The following is a 19,583-nucleotide window of genomic DNA, read 5'->3' as shown; positions in this document are numbered from 1 at the left end:
CTGCCTGCGGCCGGCGAATCATCAGCGACGATGGAGCCATGAACCCCATCAACATCCGCCTGGCCAACCTGTACCGGATCGGCGTGGGCCCCTCCTCGAGCCACACGGTCGGGCCGATGCGGGCGGCGGCCTTCGCCCGAGCCGAGCTGATCGGCCACGGCGGCGTGCCTCGGTCCCTGCGGGTCGAGCTGAAGGGGTCGCTCGGGGCCACCGGGCGGGGCCACCACTCCGACCTGGCCGTCCTGGCGGGCCTGCACGGCTGGGAACCCCATGACTGCGACATCGACGCGGTCCTGGCCCTGCGCGAGACGCTGGCGGCCGACCCGTCGGTCGCCTGGTCCGGCGGCGCGCGGGTGCGGCTGCACCCCGACGACGTGGTGTTCCTGCGCGCCCGTGACACCAAGGGCGAGGTGCTGCCCCACCCCAACACGATGGTCTTCCACGCCACCTTCGACGACGGGTCGACGACGTCGTCGACGTGGTGCTCGATCGGCGGCGGGTTCATCCGTCGGCCCGAGGAGGTCGCCGGTGGCGACGACGGGCCCGGCAAGCCGCGTGACGTCCCCCACCCCTTCAACGACGCCGAGTCGTTGATGGAGCGAGCCCGCGAGATCGGCGGCACCCTCGGCGACGTCGTGCTGGCCAACGAACGGGCACTGGCTGACGACGACGGGTCCTCGGCCGACGCCCATCTCGACGCGGTGTGGGAGACGTTCCTGTCCTGCATCGAGCGGGGCACCACGACCACCGGCGAGCTGCCCGGCGGCCTGGCGGTGCAACGTCGCGCCCGGCTGCTGCTGGACCGCATCGACGAGGGGGAGGTCAGCGAGGCCTACGCCGACATCGCCCGGGCCCAGGCATACGCGTTCGCGGTGCAGGAGGAGAACGCCGCTGGCGGCCGCGTCGTGACCGCGCCGACCAACGGGGCGGCCGGCATCGTCCCGGCCGTGCTGGTCGAGGCCGCCGACCGCCGCGGCCACTCCCGCGAGGAGATCCACGCCGCCCTGGCCACCGCCGCCGCCATCGCCATGCTGGTCAAGACCCACGCCTCGATCTCCGGCGCCGAGGTCGGCTGCCAGGGCGAGGTCGGCACGGCCACGTCCATGGCTGCGGCGGCGCTGTGCCAGCTGATGGGCGGCACGATCGACCAGGTCGCCAACGCCGCCGAGATCGGCATGGAGCACAACCTCGGCCTGACCTGCGACCCCATCAAGGGGCTGGTCCAGGCCCCGTGCATCGAGCGCAACGCCATGGGGGTGGCCAAGGCCCACTCTGCCGCCCAGCTGGCCCTGCACTCGGTCGTGGCCGGTGTGGTCAGCCTGGACAAGGTCATCAAGGTCATGAAGCGCACCGGCGACGACATGCGCCGGGAGTACAAGGAGACCTCCGAGGGCGGCCTGGCCGTCTCCTTCCCCGAGTGCTGACCCCCGGCGCCGGGTAGCGGCCCGGCCCGGCCGCGGCCCGGCCGCCCGAACGAATTGTGCAGCTCGGCCGCCATGGTGGCCGAGCTGCACCAACGTCGAGTCGAGCTGTGCCGGTTGGCTGGCCGCTCGGCCGAGCTGCACATCTCGGCCGCGCCCGCCGGGCAACGCAACGACCCCGCGCCGTGTGGCGCGGGGTCGTCGGGTGTTCGAGTGGTGCTGGCCTACGCGTCGGCGGAGGCGGCAACCGCCGCGTCGACCTCTGCCTCGTCGGCGTCGGCGTCGACTGCGGGAACCTCGGGGGTCTCGGTGTCGTTGTCGGCGTCCTCGAGGGCGGACTCGAGGTCGCCGGACTCGATGATCTCGTCAGCGACGATGTCGACGATGACGGTGGCGATGACCTCACGGTGGAGCTTGACGCCGACCTCGTGCTGGCCGACCTCCTTGAGGGCACGGTCCAGGACGATCTTCTTGTGGTCGACCTGCACACCGGTGGTGGACACGACGGCCTCGGCAACGTCACGCTTGCCGACGGAGCCGTACAGGGTGCCGTCCTCGCCCGCGGTGGCGGTGATGACGAGCGTGCGACCCTCGAGGCCCTTCTTGACCTCTTCGGCGTCGGCGATCTCGACGGCCTCGCGCTTCAGGCGGGACCGGCGCAGGGCCTCGGCGTCGGCGACGGCGCCCTTGGTGGCGCGCATCGCCAGGTTCTGGGGGATCAGGTAGTTGTTGGCGTAGCCATTGGCCACGTCGACGATGTCCCCGGCGTCACCGAGGTTGTCGACGAACGCCTTCAGGATGATCTTCATCGCAGACCAGCGCTCCTAGCGGTTGGTGTAGGGCATCAGCGCCATCTCGCGGGCGTTCTTGATCGCCTTTGCGAGGAGTCGCTGCTGCTGCGGGTTGACACCGGTCACGCGAGCGGAACGGAGCTTGCCGCGCTCGGACACGAAGCGCTGCAGCATCTCGACGTCCTTGTAGTCGATGTAGGTGATCTTGTTGGCCTTGAAGAAGTCTTCCTTCTTCTTGGCGGGCCGCTGCTGCCGCTGGGGCTGAGTACGTGCCATGGGTCGTCCTTTGTGCTGGATGGGGAAGGGCCCGTGGGCGGTGGGCCTGGAGGGGTCTGGAAGAGCGGGATGAGCCCGCGCCCCGCGCAACGGTGAGGTGGCGGAGCCTTGGATGAAGGGCCCCAGCCGGGACGGGCGGGGTCGAGCGGGCGTCGAATGCGCCCCACTCACCGCCCGGCGTTAACGGCACCGAGGCAATCAGCCAACGAGGGTAGCACGGCCGACGGATCGGGCACAGCCCGGGACGGTTGGCCGCGGGCCCTGCGATGGAGGCGGTGCGCTCAGGCGGCGGTCACGCGGGGTGCGAGGGCGTGGATGCGCCGCTGGAGCTCGTCGAAGGCGTGGTCGAAGGCCTCCTGGCGACCGTCGGCCAGCGGGTCGGGGATCGACCAGTGCAGGCGCGGGGCCTCGAACGGCGGACCCGCCTCCCTGGCGAGGTCGCAGACCGAGACGACGAGCTGCGGCGGGGTGGTGATGTCGGCGTACCCGCGGGGGCCGTCGGCTGGTTCGGGCAGTCCGTGGCGGCGCAGCAGCGCGACCGTCGCGTCGGGGACCGCGTCGGCTGGCATGTGGCCGGCGGAGGTGGCGGGCACCGGTGACACGGACTGCCAGATCGCCGCCGCCATCTGCGAACGGGCAGCGTTGGCGGTGCACACGAACAGCACCGAGGACGCGGTCCACGAGCGGGCGCCGATGAGCCCGTCGAGTCGCGAGCGGTCCAGCACCAGGTAGCGGCGCCGGCCGTCGGCGTGGGACCGCTGCCGCTGCACGAGGCCGGCCTGGTCCAGGACCTTCAGGTGGTGGGCCAGGCCGTTGGGCGGCATGCGCAGCGACGCCGCAACCTCGTCGGGTGCGAGGTCGCTGTCGAGCAGGGCCTCGACGATCGCCAGCCGGATCGGGTCGCCGAGCGCGGCGTGCACCCGGGCACGGTCGGCACGGGACGCGTCCGCCGGATCGGGCAACGCCGTCGACGGCGTGGGCTCCATCATCCGGCCACCGGCACCTGCAGACTGGTCAGGAGCGCCTCGACCCGGCCCTTGATCTCGTCGCGGATCGGGCGGACCGACTCAACTCCCTTGCCGGCGGGGTCGGAGATGGGCCAGTCCTCGTAGCGCTTGCCCGGGAAGACGGGGCAGGTGTCGCCACAGCCCATCGTGATCACGACGTCCGCGGCGCGGACCTCGTCGTCGGTCCAGCGGGTCGGCTGGGCCGAGGTGATGTCGATCCCGACCTCCTGCATCGCCTCCACGGCCGCTGGGTTGACCTGGTCGGCCGGCTCGGACCCACCGGAGAAGACGTCGACGGCGCCGCCGGCGAGGTGCTGGGTCCAGCCGGCGGCCATCTGCGACCGGCCGGCGTTGTGGACGCAGAGGAAGAGCACGCTGGGCCGGTCGGTGGCGGGACGGTCGTGGGCGGTGGTCATGGGAAGCTCCGGTCGGGCAGGGACACGAACGGCCTGCAGCCTAAGGGCGAGGATTTGTTGAACCAAATCCCCGTGCGGGGGTCAGGCGGGAGTGCGGGTGCGGAGATCGGCCAGCAGGGTCTCCACGCGGGCCTTGATCTCGTCGCGGATCGGGCGAATGGCCTCCACGTCCTTGCCGGCCGGGTCGGTGATGACCCAGTCCTCGTAGCGCTTGCCGGGGAAGATCGGGCAGGCGTCCCCGCAGCCCATGGTGATCACGACGTCGGCTGCGCGCACGATGTCGTCGGTCCACGGCTTGGGGTAGGCGGCTGCGATGTCGATGCCGACTTCCTGCATGGCCGCGACGGCGGCGGGATTGACCTGACTCGCCGGCTCCGACCCGCCCGAGAACACCTCCACCTCGCCGCCGGAGAGGTGGGTGGTCCACGCGGCGGCCATCTGTGATCGCCCGGCGTTCTGGACGCACAGGAACAACACGTGCGGCCGGTCGGTGTCCAGCAGGTTGTCGAGCTTGGCCAGGGCGCGGAGCTGGTCGGCGGCGAATCGTTCCGCCAGCACGGGCAGCCACTTGGTGACGCTGGAGTTGCTGAGGTGCACCAGGGATTCGCGGATCAACCGTTCGATGGTCTCGCGGCCGGCGACATGGGCGAACTGGTCGTGCAGCCGGCTGGTGCTGGTGCTGACCAGGTACTCCTGCTCGGTGGTGAGTGGCTCTTGGCTCATCGGAACGCTCCTCGCTGCGGTGGTGGGACGGCGGCTGCCGCAGCACCACAATATGTACGAGGAATAGTTAGATCAAATAAAGCTCGCGCAAACCGGATCACGGGTCTAGTCGATGTCCTCTGACACGCAGAACGCCCGCCGACCCCTCGTGGGGCGGGCGGGCGTGTGGTCCACGCGGACGCTAGAACGGAACGTCGTCCGGGGTGGGCGGCTCCGCGGGGGGCGGCGCGCTGCCGCCACCGCTGGAGGGGCGGGGACCGCCACCACCGCTGCGCACCTTGCTGACGCTGGCCTTGGCCCAGCGCAGGCTGGGGCAGATCTCGTCGGCCTCGATCTCGGTGGACCAACGGGTCTGGCCGTCGCGGTCCTCCCAGGACCGCTTGGTCAGCCGACCGATCACGACGACGCGATCGCCCTTGTTCAGCGACTCGGCAACGTTCTCGGCGTGGTCACGCCAGATGTTGATGTCGAAGTACCCGTCGAGCTTGTCTTCCCACTCGTTGGTGTCCTTGTTCCGCACGCGCCGGTTGACGGCGACGCTCAGGCTGGCCACGGCGATGCCGGACTGCGTGTAGCGGAGGTCGGGATCCTTGGTGAGGTTGCCGATGACGGTGATGTTGTTCTGCTCGTTCGCCACAGTGTGTGTGCTCCTCGGACTGAAGTTGGAGGATTCGTACCACAGGGGTGCGACAGCGGCAGCCGCCGGATCGGGCGAGCTCGCCCGACCAGCCGGGTCAGATCTTCTTGCTGCGGACCTCGGGGCGCACGAACTTGTGGCGCACGACCTCTTCGGCGTTGCCGAGCTGGCGGTCGAGCTCCTTCAGGCCGTCGCTCTCGATCTCGAGGTCGACAACGGTGTAGAAGCCGCTGTTCATGTGGTTGATCTCGTAGGCAAACTCGCGCTTGCCCCAGTGGTCGACGTTGAGGACCTTGCCGCCCTGCTCGCCGATCAGGCCGGTGAACCGGCGGATGTTGGTGTCGACCGCGACATCGTCGAGGTCGCCGCGGGAGATCATCATGAGTTCGTAGGTTCGCATCGCAAACCATCCTTTGGGCTAGTAGCGGTCCTCACGTCGAATGCGCGGTTCGCATGCGTGGAGGACAGGACGGACGCGAAAGCGTACACCGCTCCCGGCTGATCGGCTCGGGCAGGGCCTGTCCGGTCGGCGCCGGCCCGGCTCGGGCGGCGCCGCGTCAGGCAGCGCGCTCGGCAAGCTCCGGCACCGAGTCGACGGCTGGGTCGGCGCCCTCACCACGGTCCTGGGGGACGGCAACGGGGCGGGGCTCCAGCCGGGTCCAGGCCTGCCAGCGCAGCGACGGCCCGAGGTCCTCGGCCTCGATCTCGTGGGTGTAGCGGGTCTCGGTCTTCCCCTCGCCGAGGTCGGCCTCGTAGGGGCGGCGCATCATCCTGCCGGTGACGGTGACCCGGTCACCCTTGCGCAGCGCCGTGGCGGCGTGCTGGCCGAGGTCGCGCCAGGCCGTCACGTTGAAGAAGCCGTCCTGGCGGTCCTCCCACTCCTTGGTGTCGGCGTTCTGTGTACGGCGGCTGACCGCGACGCGCATCCTCGCGAACGGCACCTCGGCGCCGGTGCGGCGCAGCTCGGGGTCGGCGGTCAGGTTGCCCGACACGGTGATGGTGTTGGTCATGGCACTGGGTCCTTTCTGGACGCTGGTTGGGTGCGATGAGCGCACCGTAGGCAGCTGCCCGGGACCCCGTCCGACTGTTTCGTGCTGGCTGTGGACAACCCCTGCGGGGCTCAGCCGATGGAGTCCACCCACGCCTCGAACAGGGCCTGCCCCGCGGCACGATGCGCGGCGTTGCGTCGACGGGCCTCGCTCACCAGCTCCTCCGGCGTCCAGCCGTTCGCGCCGAGGTACCGGGCCACACCGGGCGCCTCGACGTACCCGGCGACGAACGACGCGTCGATCTCCGGGTGGTGCTGCAGCCCGAGCGCTGCGGACAACCGGAAGGCATGCACGTCGGTGTCTGTCGACCGTGACAACAGGGCCGCGCCGGGCGGCAGGGACACGTAGTCGGCGTGGGCGTTGAAGAACGGCGTGCCGTCGGGGACCGCGGAGACGACCGGGTCGGCCCGACCCTCGTCGGTCTGCTCGATCGGGATCCAGCCGATCTCGGGGGTCCCGTGATGGACGGACCCGCCGCCGGCCTCGGCCAGCAGCTGGGCGCCAAGGCACAGGCCGAGGGTGGGGACGGCCTCGTCCAGCGCCACCCGGAGGAGGTCACGGACCTCGCGGAGGTGCGGCCAGTCCGCCTCCTCGTCGGTGTTCATGTCCCCACCGAGCACGACCAGCGCGTCCATCCCCTCCAGCGTCGTGGGAACCGGCTCGGCCCAGGCCCGGCAACGGACGACGTCGAGGTCACGGGTGACCAGCACCTCGCCGAGCACGCCCTCGTGCTCGTGGGGCAGGTGCTGGACGACGAGCAGGCGGGTCACGGGGTTTCCTTGGAGAGGCGCTCGACCATGCCGTCGAGGTCGGTCACGGTCTCGACGAGGTCGCGGACGTCAGGGCGCAGGGTGCCGGCGTCGACCATGTGGTCCAGCAGGGCGTGCAGCGGTGCCCAGTAGCCGTCGACGTCGACCAGCACGATGGCCTTGGCGTGGTAGCCGAGCGACCGGGTGGTCAGGACCTCGACGAGCTCGTCGAGGGTGCCGATCCCACCCGGCAGCACGACGTAGGCGTCGGTGCGGTCGTCCATCAGCTGCTTGCGCTCGGCGAGGGTGTCGCACAGCACCAGGTCGTCGATGTCGTCGAAGGCGACCTCGCGACGGTTCAGCGAGTGCGGGATGATGCCGGTGACGCCGCCCCCGGCGGCCAGGGCCGCCCGGGCGACCTCGCCCATCAGCCCGACCTGGCCGCCGCCGTAGACCAGCCGCCAGCCGGCCCCGGCGATGGCTGCACCCACGTCGCGGGCCAGGGAGCGGTAGCTGTCGGCCACCCGCTCGGAGGAGGCGGTGAACACACAGACGGCGAAGGTCGTCGGGTCGGGGCGGGAGGTCATCGCGGGCACTGTACGCCGCGTGGCCGTGCGGGTCGGTCGGTGGGAGTCACCCCGTCGGCCGGTGCCACGCCGGAGCGACGCCGCCGACGCCGCCGGGCACCGATGCCGTCAGGAGCCGGCGAGGAGGGCTCGGGCCCGGCGTGCGGCGTCCGGGGTGGCCCTGACCTCCCCCGTGGCGATCCACCACAGCCGGGCGATGTCGTCGGCCTCGACCGGCAGCGCCTGCAGCCAGGCGATCGCCTCGGCCGCCTCGTCGGCATGGCCGTCGCACCACCCCTCCACGCCAGCGGCGACCGCGCACCGCCGACCGAGGGCCCAGTCGGGGGTGGCCGGGCCGGACAGGTCGGCGGGTGGCGGTCCGCACGGCTGGACCATGCGTGGCTCGTGGCCACAGCGGTCGCACTCACCAGCCGCGACCGCCTGCGGCCCGTGGTCGGTCTCGGCGACGAAGGGGTACCGCTCGCGGAGGAACCGTCGCAAAGCAGCACGGTCCAGCTCGACTGCCGGGTCGCTCACCTGTCCCACCACAGGGTGGCCAGCGGCTGGTCGGGCATGCGCACCCGACCGTCGCCATCGGTCACGACGACGTCCGCCAGGGCGTCGGCGATCGCGGCGTCGTGGTCCGCAGTCAGGCACAGCCGCTGCCGCTGGTGGGCGACGAGGTCGTCGAGTACGTCGTAGCGGCCGCTCGGGCGCATGTGGTCCTCGACATCGGCGGTGACCCCCAGCACCTCCTCGATCACCCGCACGAGCAGCTCGACGGTCGGCCCGTCGGGACGGTCGAGGTCGTGGAACCGGCGGAACAGCGGGGTGGTGTCGCTCCACGGATGGGTCGTGGTGACCTCCAGGACCACCCGCCGTTGCGCCGCCTGGTGGAGGGCGAGGAGGAACGGGGCGACGTCCTGCACGTCGTAGAGGACATGGGTGGACAAAACGACGGGTGCGGTGCCCACCGTCGACGCGAGCTCCGGCCAGCGGCCACGGTGGACCTCGATCCCCCGTTCGGTGGCGGTGTCGGCCAGGTTGTCGCGGGGTTCGACACCGACGACCCGATGGTCGGTGGTGAACGCGCCGGAGATCCGCCCGGCACCGCACCCGACGTCCAGCAGTACCTCACCGGGAGAGAGCCGTTGGAGGACGCGCAGGCCGGTCGGCGTGGTCATCGGGTCGACGGTCGGCGTCGTGATCGTCCCTGTCGGGAAGGCGTAGGGGTTTGCCGGTGCCGCCCCGAGGATCGCGTCGGGGATCGCCCACGCCTCGAGCTCGGCACGCCACGCGTTGGTGGCGGGTCCATCGAACGGGTCGCTCATGGGTTCGATCCTGCCACCACGGGGAGAGCGACAACCGCCTCGTGCCACACCCGCCTCGTGCCAGAGTGTTGGGCCATGGGCAACGACGATGCGCTGCCGCCGGAGCTCGACCTCGAGCTCGGCCGGATGGCGGCCGAGCTGGACGCGGAGATCCGGGCCGAGCAGGCCGAGTACGAGGCGATGGCCATGCAGGCCGCATGGCGTGCCCGACGCATCGTCGACGTCGCCCGAGCCTGGATGGTCCACGGCGACACCGTCGAGGTGGCCGTCGGCGGGATGGCGATCGTGGGGGCGGTCACCCACACCGGCACGGACCTGATCGTGCTGCAGACGGAGGTGCGTGGCCGGGTCGACGTGGCGGTCGCTGCCCACCCGTTGCTGCGCCTCGTGCATGCCGCCGATCGGGGTGGGGTCCCACCGGGCCCCGGCCCACGGACGTTCGTCGCCCGCTTGACCGAGCACGAGGTCGCGGCCGCGCCGGTCGTGCTCGTGCTCGACGACGGGCTGCAGGTCGAGGGCGTCGTGATGGCCGTCGCCGCCGACCACGTGCTGCTCGACAGCCGTCAGGGCCAACGAGTGGTGCCGCTGTCCCGCGTGGCGCTCGCCTGGTTGGCTTGACCGGCCCGCCTGACCGGCTCGGGCTGGGCTTACGTCAGCCGGAAGAGGCCTGCTCCTCGACCTCGGTCTCGTGGGCCGGCAGCCCGCGCAGCCACTCCACGACCTCGTCCTTGAAGTACCTGAACGCGCGACCACCCGGCATCTTGTGGGCGGGGATCTTGCCCTGTCGCGACATCTTGCGGACGTAGTCCAGGTTCATGCCCAGCATCTCCGCGACATGGGCGGCGGTGAGGATGTCGGGGAACTCGTCCAGCCCTTTGTGGTCGGCCATCGTGGCCTCCTCGAAGTCGGGGGTGTTCGGGGCGAGTCTAGCGGTGACGGGGTGGGTCAACGGGAGTTTTCCACACCCGAGGGGAGGATTCTCGTGCGTCGGTTCTGGGTCTGCCGCTGGGTCCCCGCTGGGGCCGTAGCGTCGCCTCCGACGGTCGGGATCCCGGCCGAGGAACGACCATCGCCGTGACCCAGCAGATCGACCGGACCACCACAGCACCCGCACCCGCGGGCCGGCCCCCCTCATCCGGCCCGCGGGTGCATCGGGGCTGGGCGCTGATGGTCGTGGCCGGCCTCGTCGCCGCCGTCGCCAACCTCGCCGCCCTGGGTGGCACCACGGACGGGGTCGAGGTGCTGGCGGTCGCCGTCGACACCCCGCCGGGCACGCCAGTCGGGCAGCTCGCCACGACCGTCGTGTCGCTGGCGGTGGACGACCCCGACCGGTTGCACCTCGTGACCCCGGCGCGGATGGGGGCCGAGCTGTCGGGCACGGTCACCACCACGCGGCTGGCCGCGGGCGACCTCCTGCGAGCCGGCGACCTCCGCCCGGCGGCGGACCATTCGCGTGCGGCGATGAGCGTCCCGATCGACGCGAGCCGCGCCGTCGCCGGTGGCATCGCTGCCGGGGACGTCGTCGATGTCCTTGCCGAGGTCGACGACGTCGTCGTGGTGATCGTCGACGACGCCGAGGTGCTCGACGTGGCCACGGGCGGGGAGGGCTTCGCGTCCGGCAGCAGCCTCGCGATCGTGCTGTCGGTCGACGAGGACGACGCCATCGCCCTGTCCACGGCGATGCGTGACTCCGAGCTGGACATCGTCCGGACCGCGGGCGGGGTCGGCGGGTGATCGACGACCCGTTCGTGGTGCTCGCGGCGACCCCGCGGGCGTGGGCATCGACGTTGCACGCCCACGCCGCCGACCACGGCGGCATCGTGGTGCGGGCGACCGTGCTGACCGACGCCGACGCCCGCCGCGAGCAGTGCGACGTGCTGATCGTCGACGACATCACCTCCTTCCTCACCCCCGCGCTCGTCGCCGCCGTGCACGAGGCGGGACGGGCGGTGCTCGGCGTGTTCGACCCCGACGACCCGCAGGGCAAGGGCGATCTCGTCGACGCCGGCGTCGATGCGCTGGTCAGCGCCGACGCCGACCCCGACGAGCTGGTCGGCACCATCCGCGGGCTGGCCGGGCAACGGCGGGTGGCCGACCCCGGGGTGCCGGCTGCGCGGGTCGACCCGCCCGTTCGCCGGGACGCCATGACGATCGGGGTGACCGGCCCGACCGGCGGTGTCGGCGTCTCCGAGCTGGCCATCGAGATCGCTGCGGTGCTCGGGACCACCGGACGGCACACGCTCCTGATGGACCTCGACGAACACTCGCCGTGCCACGCGCAACGGCTGGCCCTCGCGCTGCAGCCCAACCTGCTGGGGGCCATCGACGCGACCCGCCGGCGCGCCGACGTCACCCTCGGGCTGCACAGGCTGTCCCGACGGCACCCGCTCCAGGCCCTCCCGGGCATGACCAGCGGCCAGGACTGGACCAACGTGCCCAGGGGCGCCGTGGGCGAGCTGGCGGGCGAACTCCAGCGTCACCGGTCACGGCTGGTCATGGACCTCGGGCACTGCCCCGAGGTGGTGGAGGGCTCCGGCGGAACCCGGTTCGGCCATGCGCTGGGCATGGCACGGACCTGCACCGACCTCGTCCTGGTCACCGCCCCGACGCCCATCGCCATCGCACGGACGATCGAGCTGTTCAGCCGCGTGCACCCCGGCCCCGGCGCGTCACACGACGGCCAGCGCATCCACGTGGTGCTCAACCGGGTGGGGAAGGACCGGTGGGCCACCGACGAGGCCATCGCCGAGCTCCGTCGCGGGCTGACCGTCGACGTGGTCCACACGGTGCCGGAGGACCGTCGGGTCGCCCGGGCGGCATGGCAGGGCGAACGGGTCGACCGCGGACGCTTCTGCACGGCGGTCGCCAGGGTCGTTGCCGGCTGCGGCTGGGCATCGACGTGACCACCTACGACCGGCTGCGACGCCAGCTGCTGGACCGCCTCGACGCCGACCGGATCGACCCGGCCGAGCAGCCCGACCGGGTCCGCACCATCGTGGCCCGGCTGGTCGCGGAGTACCAGCGCGACGCCGAGATCGGGACGGAGGCGCGGCTGCGCGACGTCGGGCAGATGGCGACCCGGCTGGTCGAGTCCGTCACCGCCTACGGGCCGCTGACCCACATCCTCGCCGCACCCGACGTGGAGGAGATCTTCGTCGAGGGGCCGCGGGTCACCTGGATGGACCGAACCGGCCGGCTGCACGGGCTGGACGTGCCCACCACCGAGGAGGAGAACCGCGCGGTCGTCGACCGGTTGCTGGCCCCGACCAGCCGCAGCCTGGACACCCGCAACCCGATGGTGCAGGCCCGCGTCCTGGACGGCGCGGCGCGACTGTCGGTCGCCGTGCCGCCGGTGGCCGAAGGGTTGTCGGCCACGATCCGCCGCCACACCCGCCGACGGCACAGCCTGGCCGACCTCGTCGGCTCCGGATCGCTGTCCCAACCGGCCGCGGACCTGCTGACCCTGTGCATGCAGGGCTGGTCCAGCGTGCTCGTGTCCGGCCAGCCCGGTGCCGGCAAGACGTCGCTGCTGACCGCGCTGCTCGGGGCGGTGCCGTCGGAACGCTGCGTGCGGGTCTGCGAGGAGATCCGCGAGCTGACCGTCCCGTTGACGCACGGGTCGTACTACGAGACCCGTCCACCGTCGGCGTCCGGCGAGTCGGCCATCACCCTGCGCGACCTCCTCAAGTTCTGCCTCGGCATGCGTTGTGAGCTGCTCGTGGTCGGGGAGGTCAGAGGGGCAGAGGCCTTCGAGCTCACCCGGGCGGTCAACGCGGGGTGTGGGTTCGCGTGCACCGTGCACGCCAACTCTGGGCGCGACGCGCTGGAGGCCATCACCAACGCCGCGATCATGGCCGGCGAGAACGTGCCCGAGTCGCTGGTCCGCAAGGTCTTCTCCTCCGCCATCGACCTCGTGGTGCACACCGACCTGCACGACCGTGGCGACGGGGCCGGGCCACGCCGGGAGGTCCGCGAGATCGTCGCCGTCATGCCGTCGGTCGCCGACACCTTCGCCACCGAACCGATCTTCACCCGCCCGGCCGGCCCGGGCACACCGCTGCGCTGGACCGGTCTGGTCCCCCCGTCGTTGGAGCGGCTCGAACGGCTGCTCCCACCCGGTCGGACCCTTCGGGACGTCCTGTCCCCGGACGGTCGGCCGGCGGTCGCGGCCAGCACAGCAGGTTCCTGACCGGCCGAGGACCTGCGAGCGCGCCAGCCGCAGGTCGTCGCTGCGAGGATGGGGGCATGGACGAGTTCGAGGAATGGTGGCGTGGGGTGTTCGACGAGGGATGTGCTGCGGGCCTGTCGTTCTGCGACATGGAGGAGGCGATGAGCGAGTCCGCCGATGACCTGCCCGACGGGCTCTCCCCCGGTGGCCTGGTCGCCCTCGCGGTCGCCGACGGCGCGTCACACCTCGCCTGTGACCTGCGTCCCGTCGACCTGGTCAACGGGTCGCGCGACAGCGGGTGTGTCGGTTGGGTCGCAACCGACGGGACGATGAAGGCCGCGTGCGTCATGGTTGTTGACGGCCGACTCGTGACCTGACCGCGGCGGCGGCAGCGACGAGGCCGCCCGGTCGCTGACCGGCCGAGGGGTACGCTGCGATCGACGTCGACGGACGTCGCGCGGAGAGGGGATGCCCGTGGCCGACCAGGACCGAACCGCACCACCGAACGGCATGGCCGTCCCGGACCGGGCGGTCGTGCTCGTGCACGGAATCGGCAGCCAGCAGCGGGGCACCGTGCTGAGCGGCTGGGTCCAGGCCATCCTCGACTGGGTCGAGGACACCGACGGCCTGCGCGCCCAGATCGACCGGGTCCACGCCGACGGCGACGGACCGGCCTGGGCCGACCTGGTGCTGGGTCACCCGGCCGGCGTCGACACGGTCACCACACGCGTGCGGTTGTACGAGGCCTTCTGGGCCGACGTCATTCGGCCGCCGTCCTTCGGCACGCTGGTCCGCTGGTCCGCCTCGATCCTGCCGAAGGTCGTCAGCCACCACCTGCTCAGCCTCGTGATGGTCTGGCCCGAGCAGAGCCTGGCCGACCTGTCCGGTGACGGGTGGGCCGTCCGCCTCCGCGGCATCATGCGGGCGATCGCGGCCATCGTGCTGCTGCCCGTGATGCTGCTCGCCCTGACCTTCGGCGCCGCCGCCGGTTTGCTGGCTGTCGCGGCCGTGTGGATCCTCGGACTGGTCGCCCTCGTCCCCGTCGTGAAGGGGCCGGCGAAGGGACTGCAGAAGCTGGTCGCCGCGTCGGTGGGTGACACCGCCTACATCACCACCAACGACGTCCAGCGAGCCTTCGTCGTCGACCGGGTCAAGCAGGCGATCGGGGCGGCGATCGCCGACGTCGGCCCGGACGCACCCATCACCGTGCTCGCCCACTCCCAGGGTGCGGCGGTCACCTACTACGCGCTGACCGAGGGGACGCCGCCCTCCCGCTCCCTGGACCTGGTGACGTTCGGGCAGGGGCTGACCAAGGTCGAGCGCATCCGCGTTCCCCTCCGCGACGCCTGGTACGTCACCCTCCCCTACGTCATGTCGGTCGTGACCGGCGCGGCTGGATGGTGGGTCGTCAGCCGCGATGCCGTCGCCGGTCTCCCCGACGCCGCAGAGGTGGTTGCCCTCGGGCTCGTCCCGATGCTCGGAACGGCGCTCCTCCTCCTGCTCGTGCGCTGGCTGTGGTCGCTGGATTCCGTCCAGCCGCTGCTGCGACGGCTGGGTCGTGCCGTCGGTGGGGACCCGTCGGACGACATGGACCGGTGGGTCGCCAGTGTGCGGCCGTGGCTGCACGCCGGGATCGGCTGGGCGCTTGCCGGGCTGGCGGCGATGGTTGCCGGGTGGTGGCAGCTGATCGGGGTGATGAGCATGGACGTGGACCGCGCCGCGGTGGTGCTGGTCAGCGTCGTGGGGTTGGCCATGTTCGTCGGCGCGGTCCAGCTGTGGCGGCACGCGCGGACCAGCGACGTGCCCGATCCCGTCGGCGCAACCGGGGAACCACACAGCACCACGTCGCAGCGGGAGCGCACGGCGGCGGCGCACGGCCTGCGGGTCCACCTGGCCTGGCCGGCGTCGCTGCGGCGCTGGACCGACCTGTGGGCGACCTCGGACCCGGTCCCCGGCGGGGCGCTGCGGATGCCGGCCGGCGCGCCCGCCGGCGCCTTCTCCACACGGTCGGTCGTCAACCGCCAGTCGATCCTCGGTGACCACACCAGCTACTGGGACAACCGGCAGGACTTCCTGACCACCGTCGTGGCGATGCTGCTGCCCGATGGCTGGGTCCTGCGGGCCGACGGGCAGGACGCGGAGGAGGAGGGACGGGCGCTGCGTCGCGGCTTCGGCCTGGTCAACTGGTACGCGCGGGTCGTCGGCTACTCCGCGCTCGTGCTGTACGGCATGTTCGGCCCGCGGCTGCCCGTCGCCCTGCCCGTGGCCTGGATCCCCGACGGCCTTCGTGACCGGGTGGTGGAGTGGACGGCCATGTCCGCAGGTCGGGTCGAGAGCCTCGTGGTCGTCGCGGTCGTCGTCACGCTGTTCCGGATCCTCACCACGATGGCCACCGAACGGAACGTCGACCGGCGCTGGACGCCAACCCTCGACGTGCCCGCGCGTCCGGCCTCGCCGCCCGCCCCTGCCGCGACGACCGGCGCCTCCGCTGACGACGAGCGCGTGACGGGTGCGGAACCGCCGGGGATGGCTGCGACACCGGACCGCGAAGTGGTCGGTCACGCCGTGCCGGCAGCGACGACGAAGCCGGACGACCTCGAGGTCGTCTTCTACCTCGACGGCACGCCGGTCTACTCCACCCACGAGGAGCGCTGACCGCACCGGCGAGGACGGGACACTGGCCAGGCCTCGTCAGGCGAGTGATCGCAGCTGCGGGTCAGCCCAAGGGCAGGGACACGAAGCGCAGCTCGGTCATCTCGCGCACCGTGTGGGCCGGTCCCTCGCGGGTGTTGCCGGCGTCACGGACCCCACCGTAGGGCTGCTGGTCCACCCGGACCGTCGGGACGTCGTTGACGACGACGCCGCCGAAGTCCAGCTCGCGGACGGCGCGCATGGCGACGCCGAGGTCGTCGGTGAAGATGGATGCGTGCAGCCCGAAGTCGGTGTCGTTGGCGATGGCGAACGCCTCGTCGAGGGTGTCGAAGGGGATGATGACGACCACCGGTCCGAACGCCTCCCGTCGGCACAGCGCGGCATCGGCGGGCGGGTTGTCGATGACGGTGGGCAGCATGATGCCGTCGTCGACCTTCCCGCCGACGAGCACGGTCGCCCCGGCTGCCGCCGCGTCGTCGATCCACCCCCGCAGGCGTTCGGTCTCGCGTTCGGAGATCATCGGTCCGACCTCGGTGGTCTCCGCCGCGGGGTCCCCGACGACGATCTGGCTCACCTCGAGGGTCAGCGCATCGCGAAGCGCGGCGTGCACCGTCCGGTCCACGAGGACCCGTTGGACGGAGATGCAGCTCTGCCCTGCGTAGGAGAAGCCGCCGGCGCGCACCTTCCTGGCGACGAGGTCGACGTCGGCGTCGGCCGTCACGATGACCGGGGCGTTGGAACCGAGCTCGAGCGCGATCCGCTTCTTCGGGGCGGCCGCCGCGATGGCCCAGCCCACCCCGACGCTGCCGGTGAACGTGACCATGCGCGGCACGGGGTGGCTGACCAACGCCTCACCGGCCTCGCGGCCGCCATCGGTCAGCGTCTGCACCCAGCCGTCCGGCATCCCGGCCTCCTCCAGCAGCGCCACGAACCGCAGCGAGGTCAAGGGGGTCTGGGGGGCTGGCTTCAGCACGACGGGGCAGCCCGCCGCGATGGCGGGTGCGACCTTGTGGGCGACGAGGTTGAGCGGGAAGTTGAACGGGGTGATGGCCGCGATGACGCCGAGCGGGACACGCAGGGCGAACCCCAGGCGGCCGGCACCCGGCTCGGATGCCTCCATGGGCACCATCTCCCCGACCAGCGAACGAGCCTCGGCCGCGGAGAACCGGAGGGTGTCGATGCAGCGCGCCACTTCGCCCCTTGCCGCGGTGATGGGCTTGGCTGCCTCGCTGCTGATCAGACGTGCGAACGCGTCTGACTGCGCCTCCAGGAGGGCCGCTGCACGATCGAGGGTCGCCGCGCGCGCGTGCTGGGGGAAGATGCGGCCTCGCAGGTTGGCATCGAGCATGTCCTGGGCGGCCAGGCAGGCCCGGTCCACGTCCTCCGGACCGTGGCGTGGCACGTGTCCGAGGACGGCGCCGTCGAAGGGATTGTGCACGACGACTCGGTCGTCGCCGACGGGCGCGGACGTGGGCACGGTGTTCACTGGGTCGCTTTCGGCAAGGCGATAGGGTGGCGAGTTCTCACCCAAGCAGAGCGCCTGTACGATTGTCAACAATCTACTAAAGACCGTACCTCGGTGATGCTCCTCGGAGGTGCGTGCGAATGGGAGTACGGCCCGTGACCGCCTTCGACAACCTCCAGCCGCTTGCTGCGGCGCCGACCAACGCGCTCATCGCCGACCAGATCCTGGAAGGGATCATGGACGGCAGCATCCCGGCCGGGTCCAAGCTCACCGAGGCGCGCCTCGCCGAGCGGCTGGGTGTCAGCCGTGGGCCGATCCGGGAGGCGCTGCAGCGACTGGTCGCCCAGGGCGTGCTCGTGTCGCACCGAGGGCGTGGGGTGTTCGTCGCGACCCTCGAGCCGGAGGACGTGCTCGACGTGTACCGGTGTCGTGCGGTCACCGAGGCTGCAGCGGTCAGGCTGATCATGGCTGGCGGTGGGCAGGGCCTCCAGGATCTGGAAGCTGCTGCGGAGGACCTGGCCGTGGCCGCCCGGGACGGTGACTGGACGCGGATCGCGCGGGTCGACCTGCAGTTCCACGAGACGCTGGTGGCGGCGTCGGGGAGCAAGCGCCTCGACCGGATGTTCGCGACGCTGCTCGTCGAGACACGAATGTGTCTCATGCGGCTGAAGCCGGCGTACCCGGTGCCGGCGGAGATCGTCCCCCAGCACCAGGACCTCGTGGAGGCGATCCGGTCCGGCGACGAAGCGGCCGCACTGGCCCTCGTGCACGGCCACATGCGGCGAGCGGTCGTGCTGCAGCTGGGTGACGAAGAGGTGCTCTTCCCCGCGCTCTGAGTCGACGTCGTCCGGGCTCGGGCGGTCGCCGATCCATAATTTGTCTTGCGCGAGGACAAAGTCGGCTCCTAGATTGTCAACAATCTGCAAGTCAACGATTGTCGATTCAAGGAGCCGAGCCATGCCCGCCAAGGTGCTGATCCTCGCTGGAGACGCCGCTGAGGACCTCGACGCGATGTACCCGATCTTCCGGCTGCGCGAGGCCGGGTACGACGCGGTGGTGGCCTCGCCCACGCCGAAGCTGATCAAGCTGGTCGTCCACGACTTCGAGGAGGGGTGGGATGCCTACACCGAGCGGCCCGGGCGACACCTGCCCGTGGACGTCACCTTCGCCGACGTGCGGCCCGAGGACTACGCCGCGATCGTCATCCCAGGTGGACGGGCTCCCGAGTGGATTCGCCTCGACCCCGACTGCGAGCGGATCACGCGGCACTTCTTCGACGAGGACAAGCCGATCGGCCTGATCTGCCACGGCACGCAGGTGCCCCAGGCGTTCGGCCTGCTCTCGGGACGCACCACCTCCGGGTACCCCCCGCTGGAGAGCGACATCGTGAACTCCGGGGCCATCTACCGCGCGGGCAAGGACGTCGTGGACGGCAAGATCGTGTCCTGCACCGGATGGCCCGACCTCCCCGAGTGGTCGCGAGCCTTCATGGCCGTCCTCGAGGCCCACCTCGAGTCCGAGGCGTCCAATGGCTGACGGGACCGCTCGGGGCGGTCGACTGGCGGGCAAGGTCGCGGTCGTCACCGGCGCAGCTGCCGGCTTCGGCGAGGGCATCGCCCGGCGCTTCTGCGCGGAGGGTGCGCGCGTCCTCCTCGCTGACCTCGACGGCGAGAACGTCGAGGTCGTCGCCAAGGACCTGCGTGAGGCCGGGCACGATGCCATCGGCGTCGCCACCGACGTCACCGTGGATGCCGATGTCCGGCGTGCTGTGACGATGGCCGTCGAGCGGTGGGGGCGGGTCGACGTCATGGTCAACAACGCCGGCATCGCGCAGTCCCCGACCAGGATCGAGGACGCCACCGACGAGCTGTTCGACACGCTCGTGGCCGTCAACATGTACGGCGTCTTCGCCGGATGCCGGGCCGTCGTGCCGGTCATGAAGGCCCAGGGTGGTGGCGTCATCATCAACACGGCGTCCACCGCTGCGGTGCGACCTCGGCCACTGCTGAACGTCTACAACGCGTCCAAGGCCTTCGCGCTCAACCTGACCAAGACCCTCGCACTGGAGCTGGCGCCCGACAGGATCCGCGTCAACGCCATCAACCCCGTGATGGGCGAGACCGGCATGCTCAAGGTCTTCACCGGCGAGGAGGAGATGGACAACGACCGCCGTGCGGCGGTGGTCGGGACGATCCCCCTCGGACGCATGTCCACCCCCGACGACATCGCATGGGCGGCGGTCTACCTCGCCTCCGACGAATCCTCGCTCGTCACCGGCCATGGCCTCGAAGTCGACGGCGGGCGCGACGTCTGACCGGCCCGTCCCCACGAC

The 19,583-nt window shown here is 71.5% G+C and carries 24 protein-coding genes; 10 read left to right on the top strand and 14 right to left on the bottom strand.

Translation table 11 applies throughout. The annotated features are described in order from the left end of the window. The first annotated feature begins 38 nt into the window (after positions 1-38). On the top strand, positions 39-1,424 hold the full coding sequence (locus DVS28_RS24180) for an L-serine ammonia-lyase (protein WP_114593744.1): 1,386 nt from the start codon (positions 39-41) through the stop codon (positions 1,422-1,424). Between the two features lie 221 nt (positions 1,425-1,645). Here the strand turns inward: DVS28_RS24180 and rplI are convergent, their stop codons facing one another. The 12 genes from rplI to DVS28_RS28740 form a co-directional block, all read right to left on the bottom strand. Then, a complete protein-coding gene (gene rplI / locus DVS28_RS24175; RefSeq protein ID WP_114593743.1) occupies positions 1,646-2,230 on the bottom strand; it encodes a 50S ribosomal protein L9 in 585 nt (194 codons plus the stop codon). Positions 2,231-2,245: 15 nt separating this feature from the next. Beyond that, positions 2,246-2,488, bottom strand: coding sequence for a 30S ribosomal protein S18 (rpsR, locus tag DVS28_RS24170; RefSeq protein WP_108666537.1), 243 nt, complete (start codon positions 2,486-2,488; stop codon positions 2,246-2,248). Positions 2,489-2,769: 281 nt separating this feature from the next. Continuing rightward, positions 2,770-3,477, bottom strand: a complete 708-nt coding sequence (locus DVS28_RS24165) for an arsenate reductase/protein-tyrosine-phosphatase family protein (RefSeq protein ID WP_216826269.1) — start codon at positions 3,475-3,477, stop codon at positions 2,770-2,772. Next, positions 3,474-3,911 carry an arsenate reductase ArsC gene (locus DVS28_RS24160; protein WP_114593741.1) on the bottom strand — a complete coding sequence of 146 codons (438 nt, stop codon included), beginning with the start codon at positions 3,909-3,911 and terminating at the stop codon, positions 3,474-3,476. Before DVS28_RS24160 ends, DVS28_RS24165 begins: the two co-directional genes overlap by 4 nt. Positions 3,912-3,992: 81 nt before the next feature. Continuing rightward, positions 3,993-4,634, bottom strand: a complete 642-nt coding sequence (locus tag DVS28_RS24155; protein ID WP_114593740.1) for an arsenate reductase ArsC — start codon at positions 4,632-4,634, stop codon at positions 3,993-3,995. Between the two features lie 181 nt (positions 4,635-4,815). Further along, positions 4,816-5,271: a single-stranded DNA-binding protein gene (gene ssb / locus DVS28_RS24150; RefSeq protein ID WP_174236220.1), complete on the bottom strand. Its 456-nt coding sequence runs from the start codon at positions 5,269-5,271 to the stop codon at positions 4,816-4,818. 97 nt (positions 5,272-5,368) lie between these two features. Continuing rightward, entirely contained in the window at positions 5,369-5,671 is a 303-nt protein-coding gene (gene rpsF, locus DVS28_RS24145) for a 30S ribosomal protein S6 (RefSeq protein ID WP_114593739.1), read from the bottom strand. Positions 5,672-5,828: 157 nt separating this feature from the next. Next, positions 5,829-6,281, bottom strand: a complete 453-nt coding sequence (gene ssb / locus DVS28_RS24140; RefSeq protein WP_114593738.1) for a single-stranded DNA-binding protein — start codon at positions 6,279-6,281, stop codon at positions 5,829-5,831. Positions 6,282-6,391: 110 nt separating this feature from the next. Further along, positions 6,392-7,090, bottom strand: coding sequence for a type 1 glutamine amidotransferase (locus DVS28_RS24135; protein ID WP_114593737.1), 699 nt, complete (start codon positions 7,088-7,090; stop codon positions 6,392-6,394). Continuing rightward, positions 7,087-7,656, bottom strand: coding sequence for an LOG family protein (locus tag DVS28_RS24130; RefSeq protein WP_114593736.1), 570 nt, complete (start codon positions 7,654-7,656; stop codon positions 7,087-7,089). The genes DVS28_RS24135 and DVS28_RS24130 overlap by 4 nt, the downstream gene beginning before the upstream one ends. A gap of 108 nt (positions 7,657-7,764) precedes the next feature. Continuing rightward, positions 7,765-8,172 carry a hypothetical protein gene (locus DVS28_RS24125; RefSeq protein ID WP_164710977.1) on the bottom strand — a complete coding sequence of 136 codons (408 nt, stop codon included), beginning with the start codon at positions 8,170-8,172 and terminating at the stop codon, positions 7,765-7,767. Continuing rightward, positions 8,169-8,966, bottom strand: a complete 798-nt coding sequence (locus DVS28_RS28740) for a class I SAM-dependent methyltransferase (protein ID WP_164710976.1) — start codon at positions 8,964-8,966, stop codon at positions 8,169-8,171. Before DVS28_RS28740 ends, DVS28_RS24125 begins: the two co-directional genes overlap by 4 nt. A gap of 75 nt (positions 8,967-9,041) precedes the next feature. On the opposite strand from DVS28_RS28740, the gene DVS28_RS28735 reads away from it, so the two are divergent. Then, on the top strand, positions 9,042-9,584 hold the full coding sequence (locus tag DVS28_RS28735) for a hypothetical protein (RefSeq protein WP_164710975.1): 543 nt from the start codon (positions 9,042-9,044) through the stop codon (positions 9,582-9,584). 34 nt (positions 9,585-9,618) lie between these two features. Here DVS28_RS28735 and DVS28_RS28730 read toward each other — a convergent pair whose 3' ends face one another. Continuing rightward, positions 9,619-9,855, bottom strand: coding sequence for a helix-turn-helix domain-containing protein (locus tag DVS28_RS28730; RefSeq protein ID WP_216826268.1), 237 nt, complete (start codon positions 9,853-9,855; stop codon positions 9,619-9,621). Positions 9,856-10,040: 185 nt separating this feature from the next. Between DVS28_RS28730 and DVS28_RS24110 the strand changes: the two genes are divergently transcribed. The 5 genes from DVS28_RS24110 to DVS28_RS24090 all read left to right on the top strand — a co-directional run bounded on the left by DVS28_RS24110 (position 10,041) and on the right by DVS28_RS24090 (position 15,789). Beyond that, positions 10,041-10,700, top strand: coding sequence for a hypothetical protein (locus DVS28_RS24110; protein WP_114593732.1), 660 nt, complete (start codon positions 10,041-10,043; stop codon positions 10,698-10,700). Continuing rightward, positions 10,697-11,869, top strand: a complete 1,173-nt coding sequence (locus DVS28_RS24105; RefSeq protein ID WP_114593731.1) for a nucleotide-binding protein — start codon at positions 10,697-10,699, stop codon at positions 11,867-11,869. Before DVS28_RS24110 ends, DVS28_RS24105 begins: the two co-directional genes overlap by 4 nt. Further along, positions 11,866-13,155: a TadA family conjugal transfer-associated ATPase gene (locus tag DVS28_RS24100; RefSeq protein WP_164710973.1), complete on the top strand. Its 1,290-nt coding sequence runs from the start codon at positions 11,866-11,868 to the stop codon at positions 13,153-13,155. The genes DVS28_RS24105 and DVS28_RS24100 overlap by 4 nt, the downstream gene beginning before the upstream one ends. A 56-nt stretch (positions 13,156-13,211) precedes the next feature. Then, complete coding sequence (locus DVS28_RS24095) at positions 13,212-13,511, top strand: hypothetical protein (protein WP_114593729.1); 300 nt, start codon at positions 13,212-13,214, stop codon at positions 13,509-13,511. Positions 13,512-13,608: 97 nt separating this feature from the next. Continuing rightward, positions 13,609-15,789, top strand: coding sequence for a hypothetical protein (locus DVS28_RS24090; protein WP_164710972.1), 2,181 nt, complete (start codon positions 13,609-13,611; stop codon positions 15,787-15,789). A gap of 61 nt (positions 15,790-15,850) precedes the next feature. Here the strand turns inward: DVS28_RS24090 and DVS28_RS24085 are convergent, their stop codons facing one another. After that, complete coding sequence (locus DVS28_RS24085; RefSeq protein ID WP_216826267.1) at positions 15,851-17,272, bottom strand: aldehyde dehydrogenase family protein; 1,422 nt, start codon at positions 17,270-17,272, stop codon at positions 15,851-15,853. Positions 17,273-17,406: 134 nt separating this feature from the next. Between DVS28_RS24085 and DVS28_RS24080 the strand changes: the two genes are divergently transcribed. The 3 genes from DVS28_RS24080 to DVS28_RS24070 all read left to right on the top strand — a co-directional run bounded on the left by DVS28_RS24080 (position 17,407) and on the right by DVS28_RS24070 (position 19,565). Then, entirely contained in the window at positions 17,407-18,087 is a 681-nt protein-coding gene (locus DVS28_RS24080; RefSeq protein ID WP_164710971.1) for a GntR family transcriptional regulator, read from the top strand. A gap of 121 nt (positions 18,088-18,208) precedes the next feature. Beyond that, positions 18,209-18,787, top strand: a complete 579-nt coding sequence (locus DVS28_RS24075) for a DJ-1/PfpI family protein (protein ID WP_114593726.1) — start codon at positions 18,209-18,211, stop codon at positions 18,785-18,787. After that, positions 18,780-19,565 (top strand): SDR family oxidoreductase, encoded by a 786-nt coding sequence (locus DVS28_RS24070; protein ID WP_114593725.1) that lies wholly within the window; start codon positions 18,780-18,782, stop codon positions 19,563-19,565. Before DVS28_RS24075 ends, DVS28_RS24070 begins: the two co-directional genes overlap by 8 nt. Positions 19,566-19,583: the final 18 nt, after the last annotated feature.

Source organism: Euzebya pacifica (genome assembly GCF_003344865.1).
Classification (GTDB): domain Bacteria; phylum Actinomycetota; class Nitriliruptoria; order Euzebyales; family Euzebyaceae; genus Euzebya; species Euzebya pacifica.
Note: the sequence above shows the minus strand (reverse complement) of the source record. Positions and strands in the feature narration are given on the sequence as shown.

Excerpts from the sequence above, each read along its gene's own strand:
- DVS28_RS24070 (WP_114593725.1), top strand. The coding sequence starts at position 18,780 with ATGGCTGACGGGACCGCTCGGGGCGGTCGACTGGCGGGCAAGGTCGCG.
- DVS28_RS28730 (WP_216826268.1), bottom strand. The coding sequence starts at position 9,855 with ATGGCCGACCACAAAGGGCTGGACGAGTTCCCCGACATCCTCACCGCC.
- DVS28_RS24165 (WP_216826269.1), bottom strand. The coding sequence starts at position 3,477 with ATGATGGAGCCCACGCCGTCGACGGCGTTGCCCGATCCGGCGGACGCG.
- DVS28_RS24095 (WP_114593729.1), top strand. The coding sequence starts at position 13,212 with ATGGACGAGTTCGAGGAATGGTGGCGTGGGGTGTTCGACGAGGGATGT.
- rplI (WP_114593743.1), bottom strand. The coding sequence starts at position 2,230 with ATGAAGATCATCCTGAAGGCGTTCGTCGACAACCTCGGTGACGCCGGG.
- rpsR (WP_108666537.1), bottom strand. The coding sequence starts at position 2,488 with ATGGCACGTACTCAGCCCCAGCGGCAGCAGCGGCCCGCCAAGAAGAAG.
- DVS28_RS24130 (WP_114593736.1), bottom strand. The coding sequence starts at position 7,656 with ATGACCTCCCGCCCCGACCCGACGACCTTCGCCGTCTGTGTGTTCACC.
- DVS28_RS24075 (WP_114593726.1), top strand. The coding sequence starts at position 18,209 with ATGCCCGCCAAGGTGCTGATCCTCGCTGGAGACGCCGCTGAGGACCTC.
- DVS28_RS28735 (WP_164710975.1), top strand. The coding sequence starts at position 9,042 with ATGGGCAACGACGATGCGCTGCCGCCGGAGCTCGACCTCGAGCTCGGC.
- DVS28_RS28740 (WP_164710976.1), bottom strand. The coding sequence starts at position 8,966 with ATGAGCGACCCGTTCGATGGACCCGCCACCAACGCGTGGCGTGCCGAG.
- DVS28_RS24180 (WP_114593744.1), top strand. The coding sequence starts at position 39 with ATGAACCCCATCAACATCCGCCTGGCCAACCTGTACCGGATCGGCGTG.
- DVS28_RS24155 (WP_114593740.1), bottom strand. The coding sequence starts at position 4,634 with ATGAGCCAAGAGCCACTCACCACCGAGCAGGAGTACCTGGTCAGCACC.
- rpsF (WP_114593739.1), bottom strand. The coding sequence starts at position 5,671 with ATGCGAACCTACGAACTCATGATGATCTCCCGCGGCGACCTCGACGAT.
- DVS28_RS24160 (WP_114593741.1), bottom strand. The coding sequence starts at position 3,911 with ATGACCACCGCCCACGACCGTCCCGCCACCGACCGGCCCAGCGTGCTC.
- ssb (WP_114593738.1), bottom strand. The coding sequence starts at position 6,281 with ATGACCAACACCATCACCGTGTCGGGCAACCTGACCGCCGACCCCGAG.